At 53.3% G+C, this 16,480-nt stretch carries 17 protein-coding genes; all 17 read right to left on the reverse strand.

The window, feature by feature from the left end; genetic code table 11:
• Positions 1-243: 243 nt before the first annotated feature.
• The 17 genes from HH214_RS08605 to traK all read right to left on the reverse strand — a co-directional run bounded on the left by HH214_RS08605 (position 244) and on the right by traK (position 16,417).
• The gene (locus tag HH214_RS08605) at positions 244-552 is read right to left on the reverse strand and encodes a hypothetical protein (RefSeq protein ID WP_169606936.1); all 309 of its coding nucleotides are present in this window, start codon (positions 550-552) and stop codon (positions 244-246) included.
• Positions 536-916: a helix-turn-helix domain-containing protein gene (locus HH214_RS08610; RefSeq protein ID WP_248282240.1), complete on the reverse strand. Its 381-nt coding sequence runs from the start codon at positions 914-916 to the stop codon at positions 536-538. Before HH214_RS08610 ends, HH214_RS08605 begins: the two co-directional genes overlap by 17 nt.
• A 303-nt stretch (positions 917-1,219) precedes the next feature.
• Complete coding sequence (locus HH214_RS08615) at positions 1,220-1,444, reverse strand: hypothetical protein (RefSeq protein ID WP_169606937.1); 225 nt, start codon at positions 1,442-1,444, stop codon at positions 1,220-1,222.
• A gap of 60 nt (positions 1,445-1,504) precedes the next feature.
• Positions 1,505-1,963 (reverse strand): PH domain-containing protein, encoded by a 459-nt coding sequence (locus HH214_RS08620; RefSeq protein ID WP_169606938.1) that lies wholly within the window; start codon positions 1,961-1,963, stop codon positions 1,505-1,507.
• Complete coding sequence (locus HH214_RS08625; protein WP_169606939.1) at positions 1,923-2,540, reverse strand: hypothetical protein; 618 nt, start codon at positions 2,538-2,540, stop codon at positions 1,923-1,925. The genes HH214_RS08620 and HH214_RS08625 overlap by 41 nt, the downstream gene beginning before the upstream one ends.
• Entirely contained in the window at positions 2,540-3,316 is a 777-nt protein-coding gene (locus tag HH214_RS08630) for a DUF4099 domain-containing protein (RefSeq protein WP_169606940.1), read from the reverse strand. Before HH214_RS08630 ends, HH214_RS08625 begins: the two co-directional genes overlap by 1 nt.
• A gap of 1 nt (position 3,317) precedes the next feature.
• Positions 3,318-4,487: a zincin-like metallopeptidase domain-containing protein gene (locus HH214_RS08635; RefSeq protein WP_169606941.1), complete on the reverse strand. Its 1,170-nt coding sequence runs from the start codon at positions 4,485-4,487 to the stop codon at positions 3,318-3,320.
• 31 nt (positions 4,488-4,518) lie between these two features.
• Positions 4,519-4,920, reverse strand: a complete 402-nt coding sequence (locus HH214_RS08640; protein WP_169606942.1) for a M23 family metallopeptidase — start codon at positions 4,918-4,920, stop codon at positions 4,519-4,521.
• Positions 4,921-4,928: 8 nt separating this feature from the next.
• Complete coding sequence (locus HH214_RS08645) at positions 4,929-5,339, reverse strand: hypothetical protein (protein ID WP_169606943.1); 411 nt, start codon at positions 5,337-5,339, stop codon at positions 4,929-4,931.
• A gap of 19 nt (positions 5,340-5,358) precedes the next feature.
• Complete coding sequence (locus HH214_RS08650; protein ID WP_169606944.1) at positions 5,359-5,769, reverse strand: hypothetical protein; 411 nt, start codon at positions 5,767-5,769, stop codon at positions 5,359-5,361.
• 11 nt (positions 5,770-5,780) lie between these two features.
• Positions 5,781-7,784, reverse strand: a complete 2,004-nt coding sequence (locus HH214_RS08655; protein ID WP_169606945.1) for a type IV secretory system conjugative DNA transfer family protein — start codon at positions 7,782-7,784, stop codon at positions 5,781-5,783.
• Positions 7,785-7,801: 17 nt separating this feature from the next.
• Positions 7,802-13,222, reverse strand: coding sequence for a helicase-related protein (locus HH214_RS08660; protein WP_169606946.1), 5,421 nt, complete (start codon positions 13,220-13,222; stop codon positions 7,802-7,804).
• The gene (locus HH214_RS08665; RefSeq protein ID WP_169606947.1) at positions 13,223-13,438 is read right to left on the reverse strand and encodes a hypothetical protein; all 216 of its coding nucleotides are present in this window, start codon (positions 13,436-13,438) and stop codon (positions 13,223-13,225) included.
• A 9-nt stretch (positions 13,439-13,447) separates the two neighbouring features.
• Positions 13,448-14,239 (reverse strand): DUF4138 domain-containing protein, encoded by a 792-nt coding sequence (locus HH214_RS08670; protein WP_169606948.1) that lies wholly within the window; start codon positions 14,237-14,239, stop codon positions 13,448-13,450.
• Position 14,240: 1 nt separating this feature from the next.
• A complete protein-coding gene (locus tag HH214_RS08675; protein WP_169606949.1) occupies positions 14,241-15,404 on the reverse strand; it encodes a conjugative transposon protein TraM in 1,164 nt (387 codons plus the stop codon).
• Complete coding sequence (locus HH214_RS08680) at positions 15,394-15,825, reverse strand: hypothetical protein (RefSeq protein ID WP_169606950.1); 432 nt, start codon at positions 15,823-15,825, stop codon at positions 15,394-15,396. Before HH214_RS08680 ends, HH214_RS08675 begins: the two co-directional genes overlap by 11 nt.
• On the reverse strand, positions 15,803-16,417 hold the full coding sequence (gene traK / locus HH214_RS08685) for a conjugative transposon protein TraK (protein ID WP_169606951.1): 615 nt from the start codon (positions 16,415-16,417) through the stop codon (positions 15,803-15,805). Before traK ends, HH214_RS08680 begins: the two co-directional genes overlap by 23 nt.
• Positions 16,418-16,480 lie beyond the last annotated feature (63 nt).

Consider the following 16,480-nt stretch of genomic DNA (forward strand, 5'->3'; position numbering starts at 1 on the left):
ATGCAAATTAATTGGAAGGGTACCTCGCACGTTTAACAGGGCCACAACACAGCATACCTGAAGAGAAGCCGGCCGGATGGACCAGCAACTTGAAGGGTCGATTCCGGAAAAGCTGAGCCGGCCGGCCCGGCCAAACAGGAAATGAATTTACCCGGAAGCGGTTTGACTTTCAAAGAAATTCCCTCAACACTACAGCCCCGGACCTGTATCGGTTGCGTTGAAAGCAGGATCTATCCTGTAAAGTTATCCGGTAAGAATTTCCACTGCACTCCCGGTATACACATCATACGTCGGCATGTACCGGATATAACCGAAGTCACACAGCTCCCGGATATATTTGTGATACGTCGTGATACTTTTAAAGCGGGCTTTGCGCATCAGCAGTTCCCTGGAAATCCGGACTTGCGGCGGACAGCCGCTTTGCTGCCAAAGATGCAGTATACCCAGATACAAACTGATGTGCCAGACGGTAATCCGGCGATCTGCGATGAGGACTGAACACAGGGACATCGTGACCGAACCAGCTGATGGGCGGTTATCCTGTTGTTTCATGGATCATCCTTTCGATATCTGCCCGGTTATAGAAGTAAATACCGTTCACCTTATGGGATTTCAGTTTGCCACTGATCCGCAGGTTCTGAACGGTAGCAGTGGAAACCTTCAGTATTTTCCGTACATCTGCACAGCGCAGCCATTCTTTCGTTTCCGTTTGGGATGGGGAAATTAAGGTTCGTATATCATTCAGCAGGGTTTGGCGGAAGACCTCCAGGTCTTCTTTGGTTATCATTTCGATCGTCATAAAATTTCTGTAAAGAAGTAAACAAGTGAGATTTAATGCTACGCAGACCAGCGCGGATGCGGTATTATAGACCATCCGGCTTTCTTGTTGGCGCTGGCTCTTAGCAGACCTCTGCATAATTCACGTTCATGGAACCGGTGTTCCCGACGCGGATGCCGCCTGACAAGAACTGAAAAGTTTTGTTCCGGCATAGCTGCCTTCCTTTGAAAATGCTCTTTAGCAACATGAACCCGGTTGCTCAATCCACCGGCAAGGCAGGATGCGGGTAAGCGTACAGCATAAACAGCGGAAGCGTCATAAAGAGATAGTAAAAAGAAAAGTCCCTAAGCGCTTGCCGCCGGGACTTTTCAACCTAAACCTTATCACAATTCAGGCAGACGGAGCTGCCTGTGAGCACGCAATATAGAAATTTTCTTTGAATCAGCGCTGATGCCGGAACCGCATATACTCGCGGAACTGGTACTCATCCAGGCGCCGCTTCATCTCTGCCCGTTTCAGGCGGACATTCAACCGCCACAGGAAAATGGCCCAGATACCAAAGGCGATGCCATAGCAAGGCCACGGATCGGTTTTACTGCCCAAGGCGCCCCAGAAGGCGAAAGTAGAGATCAAACAGGTGAAAATCAGGTGAACAAAGGTTTTCATTTCAGCTTCTTGTGAAGGTTCTAAAATACTAAAAAAATTAGTGTTACACAGTCATTAGCATCAATTTATTTCAATAATGCGGTTTAATGCGCGGGCTCGCTGTACCCGTTCTCTCAGCTCCTCCACCAGGTCCGCCGCGGGAATACCGGTCAGCGTGAGCACCGGATTCTCCGGATCCGCACTTTTCAGGGTCAGGTTCATCAGCCCGAACACCTGCATGAGAACCGGCCGGGTCTGAATGTAGTCCTTCACCCGGAAGAGTTCCAGGTAATCCGTTCTTTTGACAAGTACGCCTCTGCTGATCTGTAAGGAACCTTCTGTAATTACGTACCGAAAACTCCGGATATACCGCAGCCGGTATACGGCAGCCAGCATGAACGCCAGGCTGCACCAGATGAACACTGGTGATAAGGTCCAGGCCAGCACGAGAAAAAGCAGGGACAAACCGATCGGTAAGGCAGACCGCCATAGCGCATAACTAAGGGCGGGTCTGAGGGTAATCAATTTTGGAGGAGTCATCTTGTAACTGGGTTAAATAGGTGGTGTGCAGGGCAGGTTTGCTGGTACGGATGCCGAGGCGCAGGTCAAAAGCTTTTTCAAAATGGTGCAGACTGCAACAGTTTTCATCAAAGTAAACGGTACGGCCCTCATAGCTGACGGCTGTTTTCTCTTTTTGCCAGCACAGGGAGATTGTTTTACCCTTGAGCAAACACGCTGCCTTGATGTCTGTCAGGTTTCCAAGCATGCTATGGTCAAACACCAGCGTAAACTTCCGGCGCCGGAACGAGCTGCGCAGCCATGACAACTGCGCGGGTGTGGGCAGATTGCCGAGCGATACCAAAGTCAAAGCTGCCGGATCGGCGTACCTGGACCGGTGAATCGCATACCAAGCAATCGCCTGCATAGCGGAGTTCGTGATGACCACTTCCTGAGCATACCGGTTGCCGGCCAGCCACAGGCCGTCGGTCGTCGGCACATAGTGGTAGCCTTCTTCATAAACTTCACTTACCCCGCCGTAGTCAAAGCAAAGACTTTCTGCATGGAAAAACGCCTCAGCCTCCGGGGAGATACCCAGCTTTGCCAGCAAGGGATTCATCAACGTGAACTGCCGTTACGGGTATTGGAACGTGGCGTCTGCTCCGGAAACCGGCGCACCTGATCCTCCAGGTCTGCAACGGCATTCCGGTAGCCAGCGCTGAGGCGCTCCGCTTCCTTTTCGTCCCGGGGCTTATTGAACAACGCATTCAGCCCTTTGTAAAGCATGTAAGACAACCCGCCGTCAATCAGAATTGAAGCTACCAGTGCAATTTTGTTGGAACGGATGCCGTGCAGATCGGCCGCGGTATAGGCAAAGCGGGTCTGGTCCGCCAGTTCCACTTCCTGCCCTTTCCGGTAGCGTTCCTTCTGTGCGGGCGTCAGAAACTCATTGTTGACCATGTCCGGTACCAGAATCTTCTCTGTATCCGAAACGATGAACTCCCGCGTATCCGCATCAAACTCGACCAGGCGTTCCGTTTTATTACCTTTATCGTCAACCGTGGTTTTCAGCAGGTTGGCAACTTCGCCCTTCTGCAGCTGTTCGGATTCAAAATCGTCCAGGAAATTCGGCGTGGCGGCCTTGCGGTACACCGGGTGGATCAGCAGATCCACTTTGCCGTCTTTCCCTTCCGTCAGTGAAATTTTGGCGTTCAGGGATTTGATTTTAATGTTTTCCGCTTCCAGGTTGTGCAGCTCCAAAAGGGCCGTTCGTCTGCCGGAAAGCAAGGCCTTCAGGTCATCCACATTTAGCAGTAGTTGACCACCGGCGGCCAGGCCGATGGTTTCCAGGTCCCGCATGGGGAGTTGCTTCTCGTTATAACTTATCAGGTTCATCTTATCGGGTCATTTTATAGGTTTGTTCCAACTCAGGTTCTTCAGCCATCACGCGGTCATCACCGCGCGGGTTGGTTTTGGCTTCCAAGAGCGACTTGAAGAGCCCGTCGCTGGACTTGATGGTTCGCTTGGTGCCTTCGGTATCTTCCACCTTGACACTCTTGTTTTTATAAACTTCCAGAACTTTATAGGCGGTGTCCAGATAAGCAATCTCGTCACCTATGTTGAATCCGGCGGGCTTGGTAGCCGCTTGTTTCTGGCTGCGCTCACGGCCTGTGCCCAGGAGCAGGCCGGTAATCCGCTGGGCGTCCCGGGCAGCTTTCGCGATCTCAAATGGTTCGTCTTTCAGGATTTTGGCAAAGGCGCCCATATAGGTTTTGTGCTGACCAAAGTCATGGCCCAGTTTCAGCTGCCCGCCGATCAGGATAGCGGCAATCGCGGTCCGCAGTTCCTCCCGGGCATATTCCATGGAGCCCAGCCTGCCTTCCATCGGCCGGTTCAGACGACTCTCGTGGCCCGACCAGTGCGCCAGCTGATGGATAGCTGCCTGGTAGTACTTCGTCTCGTTCTCGAAGGCACTTTTCTCGGGCAGGAATATGGCGTCGCGCTTCTGATCGTAATACGCCTCCTGACCACCCTCTATGATATTGGCGCCGCTGGCTTCGATCAGTTTTGCGGCTTTTTCCACCGGCGTCAGGGTCTCTGCAGCGTCCAGCTTACTAAGGTATGTTTCCAGCGGTTCGATGTTATTCATCTGGCTACCGTTAAACAGGAAGCTTTTGGTGGGCTGGGGCTTGTCAAAGGTGACTGTGCGGGTCTGCGTAACCCCTTCCTCATTTTTGATGGGCTTATCATCCGGCGTGCGCATCTTCTGAATTTCGGTTTTCTTGGAAAATTCGATCATCGTTGCTGAAGCATCCTTTTTCACCGGTGTTCCGGCAAAACGGGCGGCATCGAAGGACAACCAGCGCGGATCGTCGTGTCGCTGCATACCCAGGATCAGCGCGTTCATGGCGCTATATCCTTTGCCGGTGACTGGGTTTACCGGCGTCACGAAAGCCGGACGCCCGTTTTCCTTCACGGGCTGCTGGAACAGGGATGTTCCCTCTTTGATCTCCTGCACCAGCTTTTCTGCAAGCTGCACAGGAAGTGCTTTGAAATTTTTAGCCATAGTGTTGAATTTTGATTAAAATGGATCTGCTTCAGCGAAGCAGCAGTCTGAGAAATTGAAGAGGATTGATAAAGCGGTTCCGGTAGCGCACGGCAAAGTGCAGGTGTTCACCCGTAACCCGGCCGGTAGCGCCAGTAATGCCGATCGGCTGCCCTGCAGTTACCGAGTCTGCTTTCAAGACAAAAGCCTGGCTTAGGTGCCCGTAGATGGTTTCCACTGCACCATGCTGCAGCGCCACGTAGCATCCGAGCCTTGTGTCAAAGGACGCGTCCCGAACAGCGCCATCGAGTACTGCAAAAACCGTATCATGCCGCGCGTGTAGGTCGACACCCTGGTGAAACTGTACCCGTCCTGTTAAGGGATGCCACCGGTAGCCGTAGGACGAATTGATGTGCAGGTGCCGCAGCGGCAGGCACACCAGCAGGGCGAGCAAACAGCATTTCACCGGCTGTACGCTTTGCTGACTTCCACTTCCCTCGCCGGCATGGCCGCTACCAGGGCTTTGTCCCAGATTGCCGGATGTTCCGCCGCCATCTGCAAAGCATTCACCAGGGCGGTAGAGGTGCCTTTTTCCTGCAACAACATCACCTTGTAAAGCGCCTTGAAGTCGTCAAGCTTCATGGAAGTCCCTGAGTTATTCAGCTCCTGCAGGATGTCAACCTTGTGCTTGAGCAGCATCAGGTCCTGGCTGCTGTAGTTGGCTTCTTTGCCACCCAGCATGGTGACATAGATTTCGTCCGCATCGCGGGCATAAGTAACGACGCCGACCTTGCCCTGCTGGCGCACCGGGTCGTCGTGAAAATCGGGACGCACCAGTACCAGCGACCCGTTCAGGTTTTCAAAGTTTTTCATGATTGGTTTCAATTAAAGGTTAGCGGCCGACCCTGCAGCCCCGGTATTCGCCGAGTGCCTCTTCCAGGCTCAGGGTGGCCAGGGGTTGCAGGTGTTCGTGCTGCTGCACGAGTTCGAAAGCCGTTCGGAACTGCCTGGCTGAACCATAGCGCTGGAGCAGCACCAGGGTATGCAGGTCATTTAAAACACCGGGCGACAGCGTTGTGGCCCGGTTCTCCATCAGCTCATACAGCTTTTCGGGTGGCTGCAGCACCTGTAAAGCACCGGCGCTGTAATGCGCCCGCATTTTATCGTCAAACCGGACGAGGTAATCATACTGGCCGCGGTCAGCTTCCGTGATTACACCAATCTGTCCCGTTCGCCCCGCAGGGTCATCCCAGAGCAGCGGATGCACCATCACCGTCAGCCCCGTCAGTTCGTCTGGATTCATGATGGATGGGATTAGTTGTTTTTAAAAGATCCTTTGGGCGGTACAGGTGATTCGGCCGGCTTAAAGCGCGCAACCAGCACCTGCACCTCCTGGCTGATGCGGTGAAAGTTTTCACGGAGCTTTTCATCCTGCTTGCCCCCGAAATCATAAAACTCCGGCAGTTGCCGGTAGCCCTTCGCTTCCCGCTTGAGGGCTTCCATATCCAGGTTGATGCGGCAGTTCACCGCTGAGGTTTTGAACTCGCCGGTATAGTGTTCATTAGCATCGGTGGCAATGACGCCGACCATTTCGCCGCTGCCCAGAGAAGCAATTTTTCCGGCTGGAATCAGGACCTCCAGTTTCTCGTTCAGCGAGGTCGAGGTCTTGTTGCGGTCAATGGATAATCCTTCACCAATCTGCTTGGATTTGCCCAAGAGCCGTTCCAGCCATTCCAGCGTTTCCTTGTTGCGCACCGCACCGGAAAGCACCGTGCCAACGACCGAGGTAATGGTCGCCGCCGTATCCTTGCCGTACTGCTGGTTAAACTGCGGCAGTTCCTGCAGGCCCATCAGGACGGCTACTTTGTTCGAGCGGGCAGTCGCGATCAGGTTCTCTATCTTGTGCACAAACAGTGTAGGCACCTCATCCACGATGAGGGCGGATGGCAGGTTGCCTTTGGAGTTGATCAGCTTAACCAGCCGGTTAATGATGATGGAGTAGCAGGCCGAGTTGATGTTCTGCGTGTTTGGGTCATTGGCGAGCACCAGCATGCCGGGGCTGTCTTTCGCGGATATCTTCAGGTTGAAATCATCGCCGGAAAAGACCCAAAAAGTCTCTTTCGTGGCCAGCCGGCTGATAAAGATCTTGAGCGTACCGACCTGACCTTCGAGTTGGTCAAAAGCTTTGGCGTTATAAGCCGTCATAAACGGAGACAGCAGCGACTTGAGCTCCGGCTCGGACATGAGCGCGTTGAAGATATCCTCGTAGCTGCGGTTCAGCAGGGCCAGCACGTGCGGCAGGCTGGAATACCTGCCGCCCTCATGCTTGCTGAGAAAGTAGACGCAGGAAGCCAGGAAGTTAATAGCCGATTGTGTAAAGAACTGGTCACTGCCGCCGGAACGGTCACCTTTCTTTAAGGCTTCCACCAATGCTTCGGCCGTTTCTGCCGCATCCGCCAGCGTCCGGATATAGTCCGCCCGCCAGGGATTGATGCGCCGGCTGCGGGCCACGTTGTCCAGGTTGATGACATGGAAGGCAAAGTTTTTGAGCTTTCCCTGCTGCTTGGCGAGCAGGTAGTGGTAGTAAGCGATTTCCCCCAGGTCCGGAAACTTGAAGTCGTACAGACAGACCGCAAATTCTTTGGCAATGAGTTGCCGGATGAATGGATTGACAATCGAAAAGCTCTTGCCCGAACCAGGCGTACCGATCACCATCGTACCCCGGAATACATTGCAGATATTGATCCAGCCTTTCCGGACGCGCTTTTCATGATAGAACAGCATCGGGATATTGACCGAATGCTGCGTTTCCACTTTCTGCTGCGGCTGCAGAAAGCTTTCCGCATCCGAGTTCCATTTATCCTTGCCTAAGCCCGAACGGATGATCTTGGAGATATTATCCATGGCAAAGCTGATGAGCAGTGCGCCCAGCAACGAACACAACAGGTAAACCAGGTTATACAGCGAGGTAAAAGCGAACACCTGCGGTGAAGCCCGTCCGAAATAAATCAGGCTGCCGAAAAACAACAGCAGCCCTAAAGCCAGCGGGTAAAGGATATCCTGCGCCGGTTCCAGGTCCGTTTTTTTCTTCGAGATGGTTCCGACGCTGACCAGGCAAATGAGTCCAAACGTGGCCAGTTTGCTGTAAAGCAGTTCATGGTACACCGGCAGGCGGCCCAGCCTAGTGATGACGGAAACAAAAAAGCCCCAGAACGGGGCTGTCGGGTAAATGAATACGGCGGCTTCCAGCAGGATGGACACGTAAATGCCGCATTGCAGGAAACCGTGCAGCTTTTGCTGCTCGCGCGTTTCTTCCATGATAAATTTTATTAGAATTAACGTTTTAAGGGGGAACGGACAGTGATCTCCGGCGCTTCCTCTTCGGTGATTTCAGGTTCCGTAGCTGGTTGCTGTTCCTGCTGCTCCCGTTCGCGGATCGTGCGGGTGATCTCTTCTTCCAGTACGGTGAGGCTGACTTTGAGTTCGCGGAGCTCGGTTTCCTTGTCAAAAGGCTTAAGCGTCAGTTGCCGTACCTGCGGTATTTTCTCCTCCAGTTCCGTCAGTTCCTGACGATATTTTTCTACAATGCTGCCGACCCGGTCAATGCTGTTTAGAAAATAACGGGCCGCCAGCTTCGGGTTGTCCACGTTAGGGGCGCCGTCATTCTGCAAATAACGGATGCCGGTATCGCGGCTCTCCGCGTATAGGCGCCGGATCTTCTCGTTACCCTCATCCAGGTAATTGACCCTCAAACTGACATACAGATCGAAGCCGTACAGTTCACCAATCCGCTGTTCATTACCGTTACCTTTCGGCTCCCATTTGTGGTACAACCGGATCAATTGCTTGCCGATAGCAACGGCATCAGCGTCAGGAAAATCAAATAACCTGACCGGGTTCCGTTTCACGCCCTCCTCGTCGTAACGTAACACCTTCCGGTAAGTATTTTCGTCCGCCCTGGCCAGCTCCAGCCTTTCCGAGGTACTGACTTTCCTGCTTTCCAGATCTTCCAGCAGATAGCGGCTGCGGGCCACTTCCTTGAAATGGGCAGATTTGTAACTTTCCAGTTCCGCGATCTTCTTCTCCAAACGGGTTTTCTCCAGCAGGGACGTATCACCGGACAGGATGGCGATGTACTCAGAGAAGTTCATTCCGCTTTGCTCGTCCATCGCACCTTCATCCAGGGTGCGGACGACCAATTGGTCGCTTTTCATCTGGCTGATGAAGGTCTGCTTGTTCTTGAGCAGGTTGAACTTGTAATTATCCAGTGATTGCTCCACCGCATAAATAAAGTTCCTGACTCTGTTCTCATAATGCGCTTTGGCCAGCCAGTTGCCCTGCCGGGCACCGCGGCCGTTTCGCTGCTCCAGTTCTGACGGCTTCCACGGAATGTCCAGGTGATGCATGGCGACAATGCGCTTCTGCACGTTCAGTCCCGTACCTGCTTTTTCGGTGCTGCCCAGCAGGATGCGGATACGCCCGTCATTCATCAGGGAGAACAGTTCCTTCTTCTTCCGGTCGGTCCAGTCATGGATAAAGGTGATCTCAGCGGCAGGCACGCCAAAGTCCTCCACGAGTTTCTGCCGCAAGGCATCGTAGACGTTGAACCCGTCCGGCCGCGGTGTGCCTATATCACTGAAGACAATCTGGGTGCCGCGGTGCCGCGTGCTCTGGTGGTAAATTTCCGCAACCTGCCGGGCGCAGACGCTGACCTTGCTCTGCGGATGATCATCAAAGGCGTGTTCATTGACCAGGCGCATATCTACTGCCATTTTCTTGGCATAATTGGTCGCGATAAGCATCCGGCCTTTGTCTTCTTCCGGTGTTAGCGGTCTACGCCCGAGCAGCGTGGCATCGCCTGATTTGGCGAACTGCATCAACTTTTTGATAAAGACCTGCTGATCCGGCGTGGGTTTGATGTTCACCAGGACCTCATCCAGCTCCGGCTTGTCCAGCTGAATATGCTTTGCGTTTTTGTAGTCCGTGATCTGGTTATAAAAGATCGCCAGCTCCGGCACCTTGATGAAATGACGGAAGCGCTCCTTGGCCCGGATCTCATTGGTAACGGAGAATTCGAAGTCCACCGTCTTCCGGGCGTACACCGCCGCCCAGGCATCAAAGTTCGAGATGGCCTGCCGTTCCATTTCATTCGGCCGGAGATACTTGAAGATCAGGTACATTTCCGTCAGGCTGTTGGAGATCGGCGTGCCGGACAGAAAGGTCGCATTCAGATCGGAACCGTTTCTTTCCTGCAGGGTGCGGATCGCAAAGAGCATATTCAGCGCTTTCTGGCTGCCCTGCATGTTTCCCAGGCCTGCTACCCGGTTATGGCGCGTCGTGAAGGTCAGGTTCTTGAACTTGTGCGACTCATCAATAAAGAGATGATCCACACTCATTTCCTGAAAATGAATCCCCCGATCCTTACGGGTGTCGATCGCACGCAGTACTTCCGAAAGCTTGTTTTCGAGATTGGATTTCCGTATCTCCAGACCCTTCAGCATCTTGCGGCTGATCTCCCCGCCGAGGTCCCGCAGGGTTTCCAGGTCCCGCTCCACATTATCCAGTTCCGCTTCAAAAATTTGCTGCTGGATTTCCGGCGACTGCGGAATCTTACCGAACTGATCATGCGTCAGAATGACACAATCCCAGTTGTTGTTTTTGATCTCGTGGAACAGGCGCTGCCGTTTGGCCGGCTCAAAATCGTTTTCACCCGGCGCGAGCACCCGTGCCTTCGGGTAGGCTTTGCGGAACGTCTCGGTGATCTGCGCAACGTTGGCCTTTAGGGCCAGGATCATCGGCTTATGAATCAGTCCCACCCGCTTCATTTCAGCTGCGGCCACAATCATGGTGAGCGTTTTGCCCAGACCTACCTCATGGTCGATCAGGGCGCCCCGGTTCTGAATCACCCGCCAAGCGGCGTCTTTTTGGGAATTATATAAGCCGCTAATACCAAGAGCCTTGAAATCCAGTCCCGGAAATTTCAGGTGACTACCGTCAAACTGACGCAGCACATAACAGTTAAAGGTCTCGTTGTAGATCGTTTCCAATAGCAGCTTGTCTTCCGGCGACTGCTCCTGCAGCCAGGCATTGTACTTTTCCCGGATCGATTCAATCTTCCGGTGCGCATTCTGGATGGCTTCGGTGTCCGGCATCCGTGCGGTTCTGCCGTCCCGTTCCACCGGATAGGTAATATAAGGACTCGTATTCTCCAGGGCATGTTCCAGTAGCGTGTGTGCGGTCATCCGGTCGCTGACTCTGGGAACCACGGCATATTCTTCGTTGGTAATCGTGTTACCCCGGCCGTAACTGACCTTAAAAGCATCGACAGACGGAAAATAGCCAACTGTCGTCTCGGTTTGAAACAGATCCGTGGCGAAGCGCTCGTAGAAGCTCACCGGTACCCAGCGTTCCCCCAGATTGAAGTCCAGCAGCTCAAATGGTATTTTCTCGGGCTGTACCCGACGTATGGCTGCCAGGCTCCGCGCGATCTGGAGGTTACCGGGTTCTTCCACGGAGATACGCTCTGCGGTTTTCAGTTTATCCACCACATTACCGGACAGGTAATTGTCGGTAGTCTCCCAGGCTCCGGATGCTGGATTTAGTAAAATTTGCTTTTCCAAACCACTCACTACCTGCTCCGTACTCAAGCCTGTATAGGAGGCAATAATTTCCAGATCAACGCGACCGATATCATTCAGGCAGATCGCCAGGGCTTCCCCCGGATCTTCCGTCTGAACGGTTGCACGCTGCGCGAAAACCGGCCCGTGAAAGATATCGGACTTCACAAACCGATCAGCTTCCCGCACCTCCAAGGAGGACAGCATTTTAAAGCCGAAGGCGGGATCCTGTAAAAGCCGCGCAGCGTTTTGATTTTTGTTCAGCTCACCGTATTTCACCACAAAGGCCTCGTAACTTTCGTTCAGGGCCTTTCTGAGTTCGGGAACCGGCATGAGCTGCTGCGATTCGCGGTCTGCCAGTTCCAGGTAGGTATCACGCAGCCGGACATAATCGCGGTAGAAACTGCTATCCGGCGGCGGGTCAAGCGGTTTGAAAACCGCCGCGGTTCCCTCGATTTTGCCCAGCAGACCTACCTGGTTCTCCCAAACCACAAGCGTGTCCTTCTCATAATAATGCGGCAGGTTCGTCATCTTCTTCGGGCGGTCAGCACCGATAGGAAACTGGCCGGCCAGTGTAGGATCGCCTTCATACCTGAAGTCATGGGCAAAGCGGCGCAGGGAAGCCGTGATCGCCTGCAAATGCTGACCGACGGAATGGCCCGTAAGCCAATGCGGAGGCGGGTTAACCTCAGCTACGTTGGAATATAGCCGGTACAAATACCGGTTGTTGACCTTCGCCTTAGCAGTAATCAGTAGAAGACTGTCATGAGCCGGTTTATCGGTGGTGCGCAGCACGCTGACGAGCCGCGCAGTTTCTGCGGTGACCGTTGCACGGTCCAGCTCGTCCAGGTACGCGCCCGCTACATTCGTTTGGGGTGCCTGATCAAACAGACCCAGCTGACCCAAAGATGCCTGTTCTTTGACCTCCGGCATGGGCAGAAAAGTCAATCGTTGCTCCGGCGAAGTTCCGGTGAAGGAAATGTTCTGCCACTTCCGGCGATCGATCCGCTGTAAGTCTGCGCTGAGCAAGGCCTCCAGCTGCTGTCCGATCTCCTCCATTTCGCCGGATTGCCAGAGCACGCCGGCTGCCTGCCCGTAAGCGTTCGTCCTTTCCCGGAACGCATTGCCCAGCCAGCGTTCAGGCTGAGAAGCGAGGTAGCTGTTCACGGAGTATTCGCCGTGCGGGTTGCGCCGGGAGACGGTGTTGATCAGCGCGAGTTCCTCCGGCGTGAGCGTATCTTTATAATTGTTTTTCTGCACCGTCAGCAGGTGCGTACCCACTTCCACGTTGGCCGTCTCCAGCATCAGGTTGGCCGGTAATGCCGCCACGCTGATAAAGTCCGCCGAGGTAAACAGGAACTTCCGGGCGGTTTCGTTGGCCGGGCTGTTGAGGAAAGCATCCGTTACCAGGTAGGTCAGCAGGCCGCCATCGTGCAGCTTGTCCAGCCCTTTGGCAAAAAAGTAGTTGTGAATTTTGGAACTGATCCCTGCGCTGCGGTAGGCCGGGTCATAAACAGAGAAGTTGCCGAACGGAATATTGCTGATCACCAGGTCAGAGCGTTCCCGTTCCGAAGGCGATGTTTCTTCGAGTCCGCGGATCTGTACGCGGCCCGGGATTTCTGCACATTTAAAGATGGCCGACAGGATTCGGCCTGTCAGCACATCCTTCTCTACGGCATCAAAATGCTGCAGCTCTGGAAAAATCCGCAACGCCGGTAAGATGAAAGCGCCGGCACCCGCACTCGGTTCATACAAGCGCCTGGGCTGGATACCTACATCCGCCATCGCGCCATAAATGGCCCGGGGTAAAAACTTCGGCGTATAATACGATGTCAGCACGCTGTTCTTCAGCGAATCGATGGCCTGTTTGTAATCCCTTTCCGGCAGTTTGCCGCTCAGCAGCTGGTGCAGCGCCATCATCTGCGGATGCAATTTCTGGTCCGCAGCTGAAGCATTCATCTGCTGCCAGGAAGCGAGATCGCCGTTGCCATAGAGGATGGCTTTGATGCCGCCGAAGCCGGCGTACTGCAGCAGCTTTTCGATAGCCTGACCGGCGTCGCTCAATCCTTCCGTAAAGTTCAGCGCGGCTTCAAGGGCAGCGATATTGTCTGCTAATTTTTTTTCGGTGTTGAATGCCATTTAAACCTCCTGTAAATAGTCTGCAATCGTCCCGATCACTTCGTAGCGAAGAAACCGGTCGTCATCATTCAGGCCCTCAAGCAGCGGTGCACAGAGCTCCTGGATATTGGTCAGCTCGTAACGCAGGATCCCCAGGTTGGAGAAGCGGAGGTATACTGCCAGAAACTCCTCCTCCAGTACGAGCCTGAGGTAATCGTAAGCGATGGATTCGGTCATGATGAACTGTTAAAAAGAGATGACGTCGGCGTTCAGGATGTCGCGGTAAGGAATGCTCAGGGTCAGGAGACGGCCGGAGATGGGTTTCTCACTCACCTCAATGGTCAGCCGCTTATTCCCCGGGTAGGACACCTTTTTGAACACGAAGATGTTGCGGTAGCCTTTGCTGAACTCTGGAATAGCAAACAGCGTGAATTCGGGCCTGATCTCCACGGACTGGTTATTGGCCGCCTTGGTTACTCTTTTGTCTTCAATTTTGAAACGAAGCCCGTCCACGGTATACTGTAGATTGGTTTTGTTCTCATACCCCAGATCCAGAAAGAGGTAGTCACCGGCAGTGTAGATATGATTGAGGTGCCCTTTCAGGCCGAAGGCTTTGGCACGCCCGAGCTGTTGATCCGGTTTTTTGGCGAACAGGCGCAGACACAGCGCGCGAAGCTGCGGCTCTGAAAAGCCGACGCCGGAAATATCCAGCGGCCGCATATCCTCCGGAGCGATGTCGATGGTTTCCGTTCCGCCTCTGCCGGAAAGGACGTGGTACTGGGCGATGAATGTTTCGCCGGCAATCGTGACCGTGGCCTCCGCAGCAGTTCTGGTGCTGTCTTTCCATTTCAGGCGGAACAGATTTTTAAGCGGCAGGTCACCAGCCAGGCTTTTGGTAGAAATATCCACGTAGCGGATGGGTTCCGGCGACAGAAAATGCAGGGTGGCCCCGGCAGGCAGGTAAACCGTTTTTCCCGGCTGGGCCATCACCACAGCGGAAAGCAAGGAACACAAAAAATATAAAATCGTCTTTTTCATATTAGTAAGTTTTTTGCGCTTTCTGCAGCGCGTCAGGGTCAATGAGGTAGATGAAGGAATTGAATTTGAGCTTAGCTTTGTTTTTCCGGATGATACCGGCAATGGCGGAGGAGGTGGACTGGAAGAACTTGTCCAGCGTGCTCATCATAAACTGGCCCGACCCGGAGCCGCCGTCCAGCGTCACACCCTGAACGGAGCTGCCACCGAGGTCTTTAGAGAAATCACGGAAGGCGGATGCCGGCACATATAAGCCCGGCAGGCCATCCTGATCATAAATATCCAGCCGTACCGGGAGAATCTTGCCATCAACGAGGATCGAGGTCACGGCCAAGGCAACCCGCTGCCCGGAGAAGCCGGTCATCTGCGCATACAGGTAGGTGTCTTTGGGAATCAGCTGACCACCGGCTTGGATATTGTCCAGCAACTTCAACCGTATTCTGGATCCGGCATAGCCGGTCACATTTTCGTCGATGACAGCAGTAATAAATGAAGCTTCGCTTTCCGGAACTACGGTGTTGAAGTTTGAATAATCATAAGGCACTTTGGAGACGGTCAGCCTGGGCAGGCTTTCCCTTGCTTTCATCAGTTGATCCGCCAGCTGTTTTTTGCGTTGTTCCTCTTTAAATGCGGGATCATTCTGCCGGGTCACACTGTCCATAATGCTCATTTGCTGGCGGAATACTTCCATGGGATCCGCCGGACGATTGTTGGGGATGGATCTTTCTGATGAATGCTGACGCGCGGCAGCAACCGCAGCGGAAATATCCGGTGCTTCCATGTGTGTCCTGTTTCCGGAAAACAAGGGATAGGCATCCGGTTCGCGTACGCGCAACAGTTGCTGTATGGAGTCTGATTTTCGTTGCTGCACCGTTGGGTCAGCAGGCATGGAGGTCGGTAAACCAGACTTTTCTGAAGGAATAACGGCTACGGCACTCAGCCCATCAGCTCCCTTAAAGGTATTCCTGTAGGCATCCAGTTTGTCCGTCAATTCCTTTTTACGCACGGCACCGGAAACGCTGCCTACATTGGTATTCAGGCTGTCTGACGCCTGCGCGATTGCCTGCGGCTTTCCCTTTGCACTATGCCATACATAAAAAAACAGGCACAGAAAAGGAAGTATGAGCAACGGCAAAACGAATTTGGGCTGTTTGAAATTAATGTTCATGTCTTTGATCAAATAATGATTTTTGAAGAACGGCCAGGCTGTCCAGTGCCTGACTGAGCCCGGCACTATCGGTAGCGGTCAGGTGTGTTTTTGCAGACAGGCTGTCAATGAAGCCTTTCAGCGTAATCATATGCCGCAGTTTTAAGGTCTTACCCATTAACTGGTTGAAACCCTCGCTGACCTGTGTTGCTTCGGTGGTTGACTTTCGGGTAGCTGGATACGGCTGCAGGGCGTGTGTGAAGGAAAGGATCACCGAGCCGAAGAGCAGGGCAGCCATAAAGGCGAACGTCCATTTCGGCTTCCTGCTGACCATCTTTTTGAAGCGCTGCACTGCCCTATCGAAATAGGGCCTGAATTCTTTACGGATTTCACTTTGCAGGGTATCCCGCGGGTCCCGGTTAGAATGTATTCTTTTCCACATTGGACAAATCTTTATTTTCGAGAGTTTTCCAGCCGGTAATGAGAACGCCATGGGGATTGTTGTCACTTCTGGGGATATCCTTGAGATACCCTTCCGTAATGAGGGATCGAACAACCGTAGAGCTTCGCCGGTCAATTTTCAGGCGTCCGTAATAGCGAAAATATTTCCGTAAGGGATCCACCCGAATGGAGTCCGTTTCCAGGGTCAGAACCGAACTGGACGACAGTATGGAATTGAAGAAGCCGTTTTCCTTGAGGTCATTGTACTGCTTCATGCCCGATTCATCGATGAGGTACATGGCCTTTTTCATCTGGTACTCCATATAGTTATCATCAGGCGTCAGCGAGAAGAACAGGGAGTGGAAAAGGTCAATATGTGCCCGGTACTCCGCCGGGCGGTTCAGCTGCATGTCCGTCTGCCGGGCGAGGATCGGTACATTATTGTCCAGGATGTAAATGTTTTTTTGCGCATTGGACACCAAACGGTAGGTACAGATGGCGTTGATGGCGACGATGATTAATGCGGTAAGCAGACTACCCGCGGCAATAAAAGTCGCCAGGCGGACTTTGGATTCAATATTTCGGATGATCATAAGGAAGTTTAAATAAGAAAGGCCAGTACCCTGAGGTGCCAGCCTTTCAGAAAGTGAATGAAA

Source organism: Mucilaginibacter robiniae (genome assembly GCF_012849215.1).
Classification (GTDB): Bacteria; Bacteroidota; Bacteroidia; order Sphingobacteriales; family Sphingobacteriaceae; genus Mucilaginibacter; species Mucilaginibacter robiniae.

Coding starts and splice junctions, on each gene's coding strand:
- HH214_RS08605 (WP_169606936.1), bottom strand. CDS start 552: ATGAAACAACAGGATAACCGCCCATCAGCTGGTTCGGTCACGATGTCC.
- HH214_RS08610 (WP_248282240.1), bottom strand. CDS start 916: ATGCAGAGGTCTGCTAAGAGCCAGCGCCAACAAGAAAGCCGGATGGTC.
- HH214_RS08615 (WP_169606937.1), bottom strand. CDS start 1,444: ATGAAAACCTTTGTTCACCTGATTTTCACCTGTTTGATCTCTACTTTC.
- HH214_RS08620 (WP_169606938.1), bottom strand. CDS start 1,963: ATGACTCCTCCAAAATTGATTACCCTCAGACCCGCCCTTAGTTATGCG.
- HH214_RS08625 (WP_169606939.1), bottom strand. CDS start 2,540: ATGAATCCCTTGCTGGCAAAGCTGGGTATCTCCCCGGAGGCTGAGGCG.
- HH214_RS08630 (WP_169606940.1), bottom strand. CDS start 3,316: ATGAACCTGATAAGTTATAACGAGAAGCAACTCCCCATGCGGGACCTG.
- HH214_RS08635 (WP_169606941.1), bottom strand. CDS start 4,487: ATGGCTAAAAATTTCAAAGCACTTCCTGTGCAGCTTGCAGAAAAGCTG.
- HH214_RS08645 (WP_169606943.1), bottom strand. CDS start 5,339: ATGAAAAACTTTGAAAACCTGAACGGGTCGCTGGTACTGGTGCGTCCC.
- HH214_RS08650 (WP_169606944.1), bottom strand. CDS start 5,769: ATGAATCCAGACGAACTGACGGGGCTGACGGTGATGGTGCATCCGCTG.
- HH214_RS08655 (WP_169606945.1), bottom strand. CDS start 7,784: ATGGAAGAAACGCGCGAGCAGCAAAAGCTGCACGGTTTCCTGCAATGC.
- HH214_RS08660 (WP_169606946.1), bottom strand. CDS start 13,222: ATGGCATTCAACACCGAAAAAAAATTAGCAGACAATATCGCTGCCCTT.
- HH214_RS08665 (WP_169606947.1), bottom strand. CDS start 13,438: ATGACCGAATCCATCGCTTACGATTACCTCAGGCTCGTACTGGAGGAG.
- HH214_RS08670 (WP_169606948.1), bottom strand. CDS start 14,239: ATGAAAAAGACGATTTTATATTTTTTGTGTTCCTTGCTTTCCGCTGTG.
- HH214_RS08675 (WP_169606949.1), bottom strand. CDS start 15,404: ATGAACATTAATTTCAAACAGCCCAAATTCGTTTTGCCGTTGCTCATA.
- HH214_RS08680 (WP_169606950.1), bottom strand. CDS start 15,825: ATGTGGAAAAGAATACATTCTAACCGGGACCCGCGGGATACCCTGCAA.
- traK (WP_169606951.1), bottom strand. CDS start 16,417: ATGATCATCCGAAATATTGAATCCAAAGTCCGCCTGGCGACTTTTATT.